This window comes from Pseudomonadota bacterium, from assembly GCA_027624715.1.
GTDB lineage: Bacteria > Pseudomonadota > Gammaproteobacteria > Burkholderiales > Eutrophovitaceae > Eutrophovita.
In genome coordinates this window covers 161,983-175,520 of sequence record JAQBTV010000002.1, presented here as the reverse complement: position 1 = coordinate 175,520, position 13,538 = coordinate 161,983, and the positions used below count along the sequence as shown (strand labels likewise).

Below are 13,538 nucleotides of genomic sequence, written 5' to 3'. Positions count from 1 at the left end.
AATAAGTTTAGGGTATTTGGCCGACCCTTATCGGCCAGCTAACTACATGAAACAAGGGGGGACATTGATGTCTTCAGGTCTAATGATTGCCTTAGTTTGTTCGATCGTAGCCTTAATTTACGGAGCGGTTTCTATCCAATGGATTCTTCGACAACCAGCCGGCAATAGCCGCATGCAAGATATTGCGGCCGCCATTCAGCAAGGCGCGCAGGCCTATCTAAATAGACAGTACTACACCATTTCGATTGTCGGAGCAGTCCTATTTATCGCGCTTGGCTTTGGACTAGATTGGTATACGGCAATCGGGTTTGTTGTTGGTGCCGTTCTTTCTGGAACTGCAGGCTATATCGGCATGTACATTTCGGTGCGTGCGAACGTGCGAACAGCAGAAGCGGCTAATCATGGTATTAACGCCGCACTGAACGTCGCATTTAGAGGTGGTGCTATTACAGGAATGCTGGTCGTTGGTCTTGGGCTACTTGGAGTAGCCGGTTATTTTGGTGTTATCTCGCATCTAACGGGTGATACCGATGAAGCCTTACATGCCCTTATCGGACTTGCTTTTGGTGGATCACTCATTTCTATTTTCGCCCGACTCGGCGGTGGAATCTTTACAAAAGGCGCTGACGTCGGAGCTGACTTAGTTGGAAAAGTTGAGGCAGGCATCCCAGAAGATGACCCAAGAAACCCAGCTGTTATTGCTGACAATGTTGGCGATAATGTTGGCGATTGTGCTGGTATGGCTGCTGACCTATTCGAGACCTATGCCGTCACTATTGTGGCGACCATGCTTTTGGGTGGACTAATGATGGCTGATATGGGTGAAGCTGCAATCACATATCCGCTTGTACTTGGTGGCGCTTCAATTATTACCTCTATCATTGGCACCTTCTTCGTAAAAACCTCAGAAGGTGGCAGTATTATGGGAGCTCTCTATAAAGGCGTGATCGTCTCTGGAGTAATTGCTGCCATTGCCTTTTATTTCATCACAGAATGGATGATGGGTAGTGACTCCATCAATCTTTTCTACGCATCTCTGGTAGGACTAGCATTAACAGGGGCAATGATTGTCATCACTGAGTACTACACCTCTACGGAATATGCACCAGTTAAACACGTCGCAGCTGCATCGCAAACTGGTGACGCGACCAACATCATCGCAGGCCTCGGAGTATCGATGAAATCTACTGCACTTCCTGTATTGGCAGTATGCATAGCGATATGGGCATCTTACTCATTAGCGGGTATCTATGGGATCGCAATAGCTGCGACCGCGATGCTCTCAATGACTGGCATGATCGTAGCGCTTGATGCATATGGTCCGATCACCGATAACGCTGGTGGTATTGCGGAAATGGCAGAACTACCATCGAAAATACGCGATATTACTGATCCTCTAGACGCTGTAGGTAATACGACTAAAGCAGTAACTAAGGGATATGCGATCGGCTCTGCTGGTTTAGCTGCCTTAGTACTTTTTGCAGACTACACACACAAACTAGAAGCCGCGGGCAAACTCGTTGAGTTCTCGCTATCAGATCCTGCAGTCATTATCGGTTTGTTCCTTGGAGGTATGATCCCTTACCTCTTTAGTGCAATGGCCATGGAAGCTGTAGGCCGTGCTGCCGGATCTGTCGTAAACGAAGTGAGACGTCAGTTCCGAGAAATTGCAGGCATTATGGATGGCACAGGAAAACCAGATTACTCTGCGGCTGTGGATTTACTTACACGCTCTGCCATCAAAGAAATGATGATCCCATCTTTGCTACCGGTCTTGGCACCAATCGTTGTCGCATTCGGCATGAATTGGTTAATGGGCCCAGGTGAAGGAATTAAAGCGCTGGGTGGATTACTCATCGGGACTATTATTACGGGTATCTTTATAGCAATTTCAATGACCACTGGTGGTGGCGCTTGGGACAATGCTAAAAAATACATCGAAGATGGTCATTTCGGTGGAAAGGGTTCTAATGCTCACAAAGCATCAATAACCGGAGATACTGTTGGTGATCCTTATAAAGACACGGCAGGCCCAGCGGTGAACCCTCTAATCAAAATCATTAATATTGTGGCTCTTTTACTGATCCCACTTTTATAAGACAAAGATAACAACGAAAAAGGGCTCTTCTTAAGAGCCTTTTTTTGGCATCATACATCAATCATTCTTTTTAGACTGCTGTATACCTGCTGTAATGATAAGCCGCATAGCTTGCTCACGCGGCATATCAACAGGAGTGAGTCTTGAGCGCGGTACAAAAATAGTATAGCCACCGATCTGGTAACTCATTGGAAGGTAGACAGCAACGCAGCCTTTAGGAACCATATCAAAAGGCAAATCTGAGAACTCTTCTCGAGTTAAAAAACCTAATAACCTCACATCGAGATTGGGCATATCAACCATTACGACCTGAAAGTTCTCTCCTTTGTCATCCCCAGTGAATAATCCAAAAAACTCCCTCAAAGCACTGTAAATCGTTTTGATGAGAGGTACTTTTAAGAAAAATCGCTCAGTTAAATCGAAGATGAATCGAATAAAATATGCTCGCATTAAAATACCGATGAGAAACACTCCAAGGCATCCTGCAACCAGTCCCATACCCACGACGTAGATCCCATCAGGCAAAATCATTTGTAAGGGGTAGCCCATGAACGACTCGGCCGTCGTAAAAAGCCAAACTAATAAATAAATAGTCGCTAGCACTGGTAACACAGTAAACAGACCAGTCAAAAAAATTCTACTGATAAACTTCATCACAATCGTGTTCCCCCAAATTATTTAGAACTTTTTTCCTAAGATTAAGAACAGTATATTCAATTTTTTATGTCTAGTAATTCGATCGAAAACCATTCAGCGCGCGAATCGACCTAAGATGAAGACTTAGCATCCCTTAATTTTTCATATAACTTTTTTAACGCAAGACCTGTAGCCGAATGATCTTTTTGGGACAGATCTACGGCCTGACCCTCAAACATAATATATCCACCACTGTCTCCTCCTTCCGGGCCTAAGTCAACAACCCAATCTGCACTGGTGATTAGATCAAGATTGTGTTCAATGACTACAACCGTACCACCGACGTCTACTAAACGCATCAGTGTCTCAATTAATTTTTCAACATCGGCCATATGTAACCCAACAGTGGGTTCATCAAGAACAAAGAGCGTTGTTTTATGGCTCTTCCTAGCCAATAGGCCCTCTGCATCAGCACTAAATTTAGAGAGCTCCGAAACAAGTTTAATTCTTTGCGCTTCCCCCCCAGACAAAGTACTACTATGCTGACCCAGTGTTAAGTACCCCAAACCAAGTTCATTAAGTAATTTAAGTTTTTTCTTAATACGAGGATGAGCACTGAAAAGCTCCAGCGCATCTTTGATGCTGAGATTTAAAACATCAGCTATCGAATGATTGTTATACCTAATCTGTAATGTATCTTTACTAAATCGATCACCACCACAGACCTCACAAACGGATCGCACATCAGGTAGAAAGTTCATCTCGATTTTTTGCATTCCTTGACCTTCGCAACCTTCACATCGTCCACCCTTTGTATTAAACGAAAAACGGGGGGCACCATAACCTCGGATACGGGCTTCGGTCGTGGATGCAAAAAGCGTTCTAACATCATCCCAAACCCCGGTATAAGTTGCGGGGCATGACCTTGATGTTTTTCCGATCGGATTCTGATCTACTTCTATGACTTTAGAAACACGCTCAAACCCAGTGATGCGTAAACAATCAGTAAAATCTGCATTACGATTCGGAGATACGCTCTCTGAAATCAGTCTATCCATATTCTCACGCAGTACCCCTCTAATCAGACTGGATTTACCACTTCCAGAAACTCCCGTTACAACTGTCAAACAACCTATCGGTATCCGCACATCAACATCTTTCAGATTGTTACGAACTGCTGATTTCACACATAAAAAATCTGAAGATTGATCAACACTTCTTCGCCGCGAAGGGGCGTAATGCTTGGGGAATTTTAAATACTGACCTGTGATTGAAGAAGCATTAAGCATTATCTGCCGAGGCGAACCCGAAGCAATAATGTGGCCGCCCTCGCTTCCGGCTCCAGGCCCCAAATCAACCACAAAATCTGCCTGAATAATCGTATCTTCATCGTGCTCAACAACGACGAGCGTATTGCCCTTGTTTTGCAGACTTTTTAATGTCTGTAGTAAGACTTCATTATCTCTCGGGTGAAGACCAATCGTTGGTTCATCTAGGACATAGACAGCACCTCTTAAATTTGAGCCTAACTGGGCTGACAAGCGCATTCTCTGAGCCTCTCCACCACTGAGCGTTGGAACGGATCGATTTAAAGTGAGATAAGACAAACCGACCTCAATCATGAATTTTAATCGAGACAATACTTCGTCAAGCAAATCCTTGGCAATCAATTGTTCACGTGCGGTAAGCGCGATGCCTAAAAGTATCCGATACAGCGAACCGACAGGACTAGAAACTAAATCAGAGATAGAAAGGTCATTCCAAAAAACACTCATCGCTTGTCCATTCAAGCGATACCCGTGACAGGATTCACAGACCACGCCCCCCGGGTCGTGCATATACTTAGCTCGCTCAGCTTCCACCTCAATTTCATCCTTAAGATATCTGACAATACTTATCTTTACATCTTGTAACTGACCTGTTCCCTGACACGACTCACACCATCCATACTTTGAATTGAAGGAAAATAGACGCGGATCAAGCTCATCGAAGGATTTTTGACAAGAAGGACAGGCGCGCTTACTGGAAAAACTCCGCTGTTCAAAAGTGCCCCCTGTGAGCAAGGTGTCAATATCAGCGATAATATAAAAAAATCCATCTCCGTAATGCAAGGCAGACTCGATAATATCCACCAACTCAAGACGTAGAGTTTCAGACACATTAATACTAGCGACTGGAAGCTCAATAATATGTTCTACATATCGATCTAAGGCTGGAAAATCATCTGTCGCAAGAAACACGTTATCGACTAATAGATGAGTGAAACCTTTCTTTCGATAAGTCTCAGCCAAATCTTTGTATACACCCTTTCTTGCTCGAACCAAAGGGGATAAGAAACCAATATGGCGGCCAGAATAATCTTGCAAAACGCAATCTACAATTGCAGTCAGTGTTTGCGGCTCGATTTTTACCTGGCAATCAGGACAAAATTGATCACCAATCTTGGACATCAATAGACGCAAATAATGGTATGTCTCTGTTACCGTTCCCACGGTACTTTTGATCCCACCTCGACTAGCACGTTGTTCAATGGCCACTGCTGGAGGAATGCCATACACCGCGTCGACATCGGGCTTTTTGCCTACTTGGATAAATTGTCTGGCATAGGCATTTAAAGACTCGAGATATCGCCTCTGACCCTCACCGTAAATAATGTCAAACGCTAAAGAAGATTTCCCGCTACCGCTCAGACCGGTGATCACTGTCAATTTTTCGTGAGGAATATCCAAACTAATATTTTTTAAATTATTTTCTCTGGCATTCCTGATGGAAATCGAACTTGGAAATGAGTCACGAGCTTGAGCATCCAGAGTGATCTGTCTATCCATCTGCTCGTAACTTACCCTACTATCAACGCGGGCCAGCTCACGCCCTGTTAAAGACGCTGGATCTGCGCATAAATCCTTAGGCGAACCGACAGAGACGATCTGACCACCTGCATCCCCACCTTCTGGGCCTAAATCGATAACCCAATCAGAGGCAGCAATCAGGTCAAGATTATGCTCAACCATAACTACGGAAGCCCCAAGGTTCACGAGAGTACGCAGTGCGAGCAGCAACTTTTGAATATCATGGAAGTGAAGCCCAGTTGTTGGTTCATCCAGTAGAAAAAGTGTTTGCGCAACTGGCTGACTTGAAACCTCAGAGATATAAGTGGCAAGTTTTAGCCTCTGAGCCTCACCGCCAGATAACGTCGGCACAGGCTGTCCAAGCCTCAGGTAGCCGAGGCCGACATCAATTAGCGGCTGCAACTTACGAAACACTTTTGGAACCTCTTTAAATGTCTTAATTGCCTCAAATATTGTTAGATTTAGAACATCGTCAATATTCGCCATACCTACGTGTGGCAAATCGACATGAATCTTCAAAATATCCGAGCCATATCTCTTACCATCACATGCGTTACAACGCAGATATACATCCGATAAAAACTGCATTTCAACCAGTTCGAACCCACTACCCAAACAAGTTTGACAACGTCCTTTACCGGCATTGAAACTAAAATAACTCTTGTCATATTTACCTTGGCGTGCGCCTGGTGAGGCTGCAAAGATGTCGCGAATAGGATCGAGAGCACCGACATAACTCAACGGATTTGAACGCGAGGATTTACCAATTGGCCTTTGATCAAGCATGATGACGCGGTCAATGAGATGTAGATTACTAAAACCGCGTAAACCATCATTAGAAATCCCCATACCCGTTAGATTGCGGGTCATCTCTCTAAAAATGGTGTCCTCTACGAGGGTTGATTTACCAGATCCGGATACCCCTGTAATAGAGACTAGATGTCCGAGAGGTATACTCACATCAATATGTTTAAGATTGTTACGACAGGCACCTAAAACACTCAGCCACTGAGTTTGAAGCGGCTTGACCGGTCTACCTTCTACCGAGTCACTGATCGACCGTTTACCCAAGAGATATTGAGCCGTAAGGCCACTGCTTGTTGCAAGGTCCCGGCTACGCCCAAAAAACTCAATGTGACCGCCCCCCTCTCCAGCTCCAGGTCCTATATCGAGCAAAAAACCAGCAGCTCGTATGATTTGTGGGTCATGCTCAACAACTACAATCGTATTGCCATTATTTCTAAGCCTCTGAATTACATTGATAATTCTCTCCACATCTCTATGGTGCAAACCGATGGATGGTTCGTCCAGCAAAAACAAAGTTTGAGTCAGGGACGCACCTAACGCCGTTGCCAAATTTAGTCGCTGGGTCTCACCCCCCGATAGCGTTCTAGATTGTCTATCCAGTGCAAGATAACCCAACCCCACCTCTTCAAGGAACTCTAACCTGGATGTAATTTGATCGAGAACCAACTGGTTTGAGTCATCTTTACTACCTTTCTGCCAACTGTCTTTTTCTGCGTTAACAAATCGTTTTAAATCGCGAATAGGTAAAGTATTCAACTGATGTATGGATAAGCCCTTTATTGAATCTAATTGCGCTAGGGTCCAATGCAGTCCTGGATGTCTAAAAGAATTTACCGAGCTCTCAGCAGAACCGATTCGCCATAGCAATGCATTGGATTTTAAACGACTTCCATGACAATCTGGACACAGAGAATATGATCGATACCTCGCGAGCAGCACTCGAATGTGCATTTTGTATGCTTTTGTCTCTAGCCAACCAAAAAAATGTCTGATTCCATACCAATATTTTGGCCACGATTTACGCCAACTGACCCATTCTGGCTCCCCCTCCAACACCCACTGCTTGTCTTTATCGGACATCTCACGCCAAGGCACATTCAAAGGCACGCCTCGCCGCTGGGCATATTCCATAAGATCGTCTTGACACTCAGAATAGCTATCCGTCCGCCATGGCCGTATCACGCCCTCAGCAAGAGACAAGTTAGGATCTACGACCACAGAATCCATATCCACACCAATCACACGACCAAATCCATGACAAGTTGAACAGGCGCCCACGGGCGAATTGAACGAAAAAAGTCCAGGACTTGGTGGCGAGTAATCAATATCACAACTGGCGCAATGAAAACGATTACTAAAGTTTAGAGGAGCACCTGCCGTCTCCCCCTTTAAGTGTAGAGTAACTGAGCATTTACCTTGTCCTATTCGAAATGCCGCCTCAAGCCCCTCACTCATTCTTGCATCTTCGACACGATTCATATCAAAACGATCAATGACTATATGCGATTGACCCATCAATTCAATGAAACGGTCATACCCTTGTACCTTCAAATACCCATAAATCTCTTCATTCGTAAAATTATTCGGAACCACAACTGGCGCAGACACCACAATTCGACTCCATCCCTTATGACGGAGTACGGCAACAATTTTTTCGACATCATCAATCACAACAGGTTGTGCACAACTGCGGCAATAGAGGCTGGCGTATTTAGCAAACAATAACTTCAAGTAATCTGCCAATTCAGTCATCGTGCCAACCGTAGAACGCGATGTCTTAACAGAGTTGACTTGGTGAATAGCGATAGCAGGGGGTATACCCTCTATACTAGCAACCAACGGACGATCCATTCGATCGAGAAACTGTCTGGCATAAGACGAGAAAGTCTCCACGTATCGTCTTTGACCTTCCGCGTAGAGCGTATCAAAAACAAGGGAAGACTTTCCAGACCCAGATACCCCAGTGACCGCAATCACCTCTCCCAAAGGCAAATCCAAGTCGAGATTCTTAAGGTTATTTTGAGTTGCCCCTCTAATTTTGATATGTTTTCCCATACCTATGAATTGATTAAAGGCTCCAAATTAAATTTATTGAACTGAATGTAAGATAGACTAATGTTAAAGCAATAAGTTTAAAAATTAAACCAAGAAAATTTACCAATTATGATGCACTTTATTAAAATAATTTCTCGATTGTTTGATTCAAAGCTAACGAACTCGAATGATAATGTAACGGCAACTGCTCTTAGTCGCGTGCTGGCTTCTTTATTGTATGAAGCAGCTCGAGTTGATACTAACGTAACACATGAAGATTTAGAGATGGCCGTCGAATCACTACAAAATCTAATCAGCATCAGCAAGACAGAAGCCGGCCAACTTTTAATTGATGCGTCACAACTTCATAATCGGCCCACCGCATACCATCCACTTACAAAAATCATTAATGAAGAATTCTCGTATAGGCAAAAGTGCGAGCTTATAAAATCCATGTGGTCAGTGGCTCATTCTGATAATCACGTTGATCCACAAGAAGACCACATCATTCGTAAAATATCAGATTTGTTATATGTAGCTCACCAAGATTTTATTTATGCAAAGATTAATGCTCGAGATTCCAAAAAACGTAAATCAATAACGCCAACAGGCCTAACAGAATAAACGTGAACTTAATTCACCCAATCGCCCCAAACTTCAAAGAAGAGCATACATAAAACCAATATTTCTAGCGCGAAAAAAAGGCTATAACATCATGCAGAATTTCTCGTTATCAGTGATTGCTGTAAAAGTTTTAATCGTCATCTCCTTATCTCTATCTCAAGCTTGGTCGATTGATCTTTCAGTCTCATGTAACACCCCAGGAACTTGGGTTATCCCAGGCGAACCAGATTTATTTCCTGTCAACTATTCGGCGGTCCTCAGTCGCGCCGACGATATGGATTTTATTTTATTAGGCGAACAACATGACCAAGCCCAACATCATCGCTGGCAAACGCAAATGCTCTCAGCGTTACTCGCCCACAAAGATCACATTGCAATTGGCTTGGAAATGCTTCCACGCGCGAGCCAACCAGCGTTAGATGCCTGGGTTAATGGGGACCTAACATTAAAAGAATTTTTGTCACAGTCGAATTGGTATCACTTGTGGCGTTTTGATGTCGAACTCTATACGCCAATATTAAACTTTGCTAGGGATAACCAAGTCCCATTGTATGCGCTAAACATATCGAGAGAACTCATATCGGAAGTATCTACGAATGGGTGGCAAGTAAATAGCAGTAAGTTCAATCGTATTATTTCGGAACCTGCTCCCGCCTCTCCCAGTTATCAAGCGGCACTTACAGACATTTTTTATCAACACGAGGGTAGTGACAACAAGCAATTGGAATACTTCATAGCGGCGCAGTTGACATGGGATCGCGCCTTCGCAGAGGGATTAATAAAAGCGAAGAAGGATACCTCTCGCGTAGTTGTTGGGATTCTCGGTTCGGGACATTTAACATACGGCTACGGAGTAAAACACCAACTTAATTCAATTGGTGAGTTCAACATTTTGACTTGGATTCCAACAACAGCCGGTATCGACTGCACTTCTTTAGATCTCATTGACGAAGAGGGTAAATTAATTGCTGATGCTATATTCATAATGCCAGAGATTATTATGGAGAAAAAAAAACACCAACTAGGTATCTTTTTAATCGATAGTGACAACGGAATCGTAGTAGGCGATGTACTAAAAAACAGTATCGCAGCCGAATCAGGGCTTCAAACAAATGACATCATTGTTGAAGCTGCCGGCCAAGTCGTTTTAACAAGTGCCGATCTAATTGAACTGATCCAAAACCAAGTGCCGGGTTACTGGTTACCCATTAAAGTCAAACGCAATGATCAATCCATAGACCTCATCGCCAAAATACCTTTTGAAGGTATATCGTTCTAAATTTAACAATTTGAAAAATCACACCACGATTGCTATAGAGGAGATTCATGAGATTATTAAACACCTAAGTGACTCAAGCAATGCAATAAATCTTGATGAGTCAACCGGCAAGATGAAAAGTACTCTTGGCTGCCGGTCAGTAAAATAGGGCAAATGCAAACAGGAAAGTGCCCCATCAAAGAACAATACTTTAAATTCTGATGCGGCCAACTCATTAACTCACCTACCCGCACATTAACGTGGGTATTCATTGATTTATTACTTGGTAAATTAAGTCCTGAGCCAAAATGATCTGTGCCTTGTCTAAAACATCTAGTCGAATATCAAACGGTGGTGTCAAATCAATACACAAAAAAGCAAATCCAAGTGGCCTATCATTTAAACGCCTAAGAGCCTCTAAGTAAAGTCCTGCCTGAATAAGATAACCATGACGATCACGACTCTTGAGAAATCGTCTTTGGTTCTTACCGGAAAATGTTTTCAGGTCTACAACAAGATCTTGAATAACAAGGTCGGGTCTTGCACGCCATTGAGAACATGCCTCATCTTTCCAATAGATTGAGGTCTCTACTTGCCCAAGATTGATCCAATGAGAAAACAAATGACCGGACCAATGGTTAAGTTTCTCTCGAGCTTCGTTAATGCGATGTAAATCGGATTGGTCCAAGCGACAACCCGAAGATCTGTTAGCACCAGCTAACCAGTCATCTGTGAGAGTTAATAGATCAAGCTCAAAATCCTCAGATTCTTCTAACATTAAACGGTGAAATACAGAGCCTGCCCCTACTCCCCTGCTTGGCGAACTCCGAACGCCTTTTGCTTCATGGTACTGAGATCTGAGATCAGAACTAGACACAAAATCGGTTCGAGCAAGATAATCATTAAGACTATCCTGAATAGCCAAACACTCACCAGGTTTGAGTATTAAGGGAGAAATATTGACGCGCACACTCATAATCACAGCCTCAATCAATCAATTAATTGATTGATTAGCCGACCGTCTCCCGACGAATCTAATCTTTGTAATAACCAATACCCAATCATATCTACGATTGCTTCAAATTGGAAAGGGGGATTGAATATCAGGACCCCACACGCATTCATGGAGGCTGAAAACTTAGTTTTTGATAAACAAATCTCTGCTCGAAGTATCGACTTATGCCCACGCGTCTTAAGTTTTCGAATAAACTGATACGTAACCTCGTCATTCATCACGGGATACCAAACTGCAAAAACTCCTGTCGAAAACTTTTTTAGTCCAACTTCTAAAGAGGATGCAATACGATCAAACTCTGCAGGACGATCATAAGAGGGGTCTATAAAGATCAGACCTCGACGCTCAGCAGGTGGCAATACTGACTTAGTCAGCGAAAATCCGTTCTCGCTACGAACCGAGGTTTTAGGCCATCCTCGAACTAACCCTCTCAATTGCTCCGCATCTGAAGCATTAAACTCATTAAGGACTAGACGGTCGCTAGCTTGCAATAAACTACGCGCAATAACTGGAGAGCCGGGATACCACCTGAGCAACCCATTCTTATTATTGAGATTAAGTATTCTTAGATAAGGTTCCATGGCTGCAGGGTAATCAGCAGAGCCAAAAACCTGACTCACTCCTTTGTTAAATTCTTTGTTTTTAGCTGCCCATGAATGCATTAAATCGTAACGCCCCAAACCTGCATGGGTATCCACATATACGATTGGTCGATCTTTTTTTTGCAGACTGATGATCAATTGTGACAGCAAGGCGTGCTTGAAGACATCAGCAAAGTTGCCTGCGTGAAAATAATGTCTGTAAGCGAACATATCGAGGTAAGCTACCTTGAGTTCACTCGAATTCGGTATATTTTTTTTTACTCCCCTTACTTAAGGCTATGGGGTATTTTTTTTGATTAAGCGATATTTTTTTAAGGCTGGCGTCTATCAAATCAATCTCGAGCACATCTGCCAAGCGAACTAAATATAAAAGGATATCGGCCATCTCAAAAGAGACATCCAATTTTTTGGACTCATCGATCCGGTATGATTTCGACTCGCTAAGCCACTGAAAATGTTCCAGCAACTCACCAGCCTCTGCTGACAATGCCATTGATGTATTTTTAGGACTATGAAACCGCTCCCAATCACGATCCTTCGCGAACTTTCTTAGCTCTAGAGCTAGTGTTTTTAATCCAGTCATAGTCATGCTGGGGGGGAAACCAAACTAAATACGTTTTTACGTCAAATCCGCCTGAGATTCAGTAGGCTTACGAGGGTATCGTCTTCCTGTCCCGCGCCTTCTCCTTTGTCCAGATGGCTTCGATTGGTTAGGTTTTTCACTTGCATCTCCATCTTGCTCTCCCGAAGGAGCCTGCGAAGATCCATTGCTAACTGACCCAGAGTCTAGCGTTTTTTTTATGTTTGGTCTCGATGGATGATGCTGTTTAGGTCCCAAACCAAGAAGCGCTCGCACCGCTTCATAACCGAAACGATGAGCACGATCAGAAGCACTTGCCTTAGGGCCAATAATATGAAGCGTCATCAATCCTTTATCTTTAATGAAATCAGCAATAACTTTCGCAGCTTGCCCTGACTGGAGTTCTCCACCGTCTATCAAGCGATACGGTTTTCCAAGTTGAACACAGTAATCGAGGGCTTCTTCGGGCTCTTCTTCAATATCACCAAAATAAATAATGGCTGTCCCATCACTCTCTTTAACATTTTGGCGAATGCTCTCAATGGTATCCTCCCCCAACAACTCAGTGACCGGATAATTATCAGGGATGAACCCATCCTCTGCCATTCGACCTTCGGCGCAAGCTCCGCCGCATTCTGCACCCAATTCAATCGCCGCATCAAGCACACCACGACCGACGCCTGTTTGCGCATTCGAAACTATCTTCAATCGGCCACTTTGTAGTCCAGAAATTCCAGATTGCCCGGTAGGAGCACTTTTTTTCTTAAAACGAAAATCTCTCTTGCTTCTTGACACCTATACCTCGACTAGCAGGAACAATCGGTAAAACGCGAACACCTACAACATTAAGCGCTACCACGTTCAATGAATAAAAATACAAATTTTTTAATACCTTTAACTAACTGAGGTGCCGAATAATAGAGCGCAGAGCATTCAAAATACATACCGCGTTCTACGGTTACAATCCGCCCTAGCTAATTCATTTTTTAAATTTAAGAACGACTGGCAAGATATTTGCCAAGCCTTCTTGATCCC

9 protein-coding genes are annotated in these 13,538 nt (G+C 43.5%); 3 read left to right on the top strand and 6 right to left on the bottom strand.

From position 1 onward, the window contains the following. Window positions 1–67: 67 nt before the first annotated feature. Window positions 68–2,098, top strand: a complete 2,031-nt coding sequence (locus tag O3A65_02350; protein ID MDA1331303.1) for a sodium-translocating pyrophosphatase — start codon at window positions 68–70, stop codon at window positions 2,096–2,098. A gap of 57 nt (window positions 2,099–2,155) precedes the next feature. Here the strand turns inward: O3A65_02350 and O3A65_02345 are convergent, their stop codons facing one another. Together O3A65_02345 and uvrA are read right to left on the bottom strand one after the other, a co-directional pair. Beyond that, the gene (locus tag O3A65_02345; GenBank protein ID MDA1331302.1) at window positions 2,156–2,752 is read right to left on the bottom strand and encodes a DUF502 domain-containing protein; all 597 of its coding nucleotides are present in this window, start codon (window positions 2,750–2,752) and stop codon (window positions 2,156–2,158) included. A gap of 113 nt (window positions 2,753–2,865) precedes the next feature. Then, the gene (uvrA, locus tag O3A65_02340; GenBank protein MDA1331301.1) at window positions 2,866–8,445 is read right to left on the bottom strand and encodes an excinuclease ABC subunit UvrA; all 5,580 of its coding nucleotides are present in this window, start codon (window positions 8,443–8,445) and stop codon (window positions 2,866–2,868) included. 108 nt (window positions 8,446–8,553) lie between these two features. On the opposite strand from uvrA, the gene O3A65_02335 reads away from it, so the two are divergent. Continuing rightward, on the top strand, window positions 8,554–9,048 hold the full coding sequence (locus O3A65_02335) for a TerB family tellurite resistance protein (GenBank protein MDA1331300.1): 495 nt from the start codon (window positions 8,554–8,556) through the stop codon (window positions 9,046–9,048). 91 nt (window positions 9,049–9,139) lie between these two features. Continuing rightward, complete coding sequence (locus O3A65_02330) at window positions 9,140–10,327, top strand: ChaN family lipoprotein (GenBank protein ID MDA1331299.1); 1,188 nt, start codon at window positions 9,140–9,142, stop codon at window positions 10,325–10,327. A 247-nt stretch (window positions 10,328–10,574) separates the two neighbouring features. Here O3A65_02330 and O3A65_02325 read toward each other — a convergent pair whose 3' ends face one another. Genes O3A65_02325 through O3A65_02310 form a run of 4 tightly spaced genes read right to left on the bottom strand, consistent with a single transcriptional unit; the run spans window position 10,575 to window position 13,298 of the window. Then, window positions 10,575–11,282: a PD-(D/E)XK nuclease-like domain-containing protein gene (locus tag O3A65_02325; protein ID MDA1331298.1), complete on the bottom strand. Its 708-nt coding sequence runs from the start codon at window positions 11,280–11,282 to the stop codon at window positions 10,575–10,577. A 14-nt stretch (window positions 11,283–11,296) separates the two neighbouring features. Beyond that, on the bottom strand, window positions 11,297–12,133 hold the full coding sequence (rlmJ, locus tag O3A65_02320) for a 23S rRNA (adenine(2030)-N(6))-methyltransferase RlmJ (protein ID MDA1331297.1): 837 nt from the start codon (window positions 12,131–12,133) through the stop codon (window positions 11,297–11,299). Window positions 12,134–12,155: 22 nt separating this feature from the next. Continuing rightward, window positions 12,156–12,506 carry a nucleotide pyrophosphohydrolase gene (locus O3A65_02315; protein ID MDA1331296.1) on the bottom strand — a complete coding sequence of 117 codons (351 nt, stop codon included), beginning with the start codon at window positions 12,504–12,506 and terminating at the stop codon, window positions 12,156–12,158. A 36-nt stretch (window positions 12,507–12,542) separates the two neighbouring features. Further along, a complete protein-coding gene (locus O3A65_02310; protein MDA1331295.1) occupies window positions 12,543–13,298 on the bottom strand; it encodes a hypothetical protein in 756 nt (251 codons plus the stop codon). Window positions 13,299–13,538 lie beyond the last annotated feature (240 nt).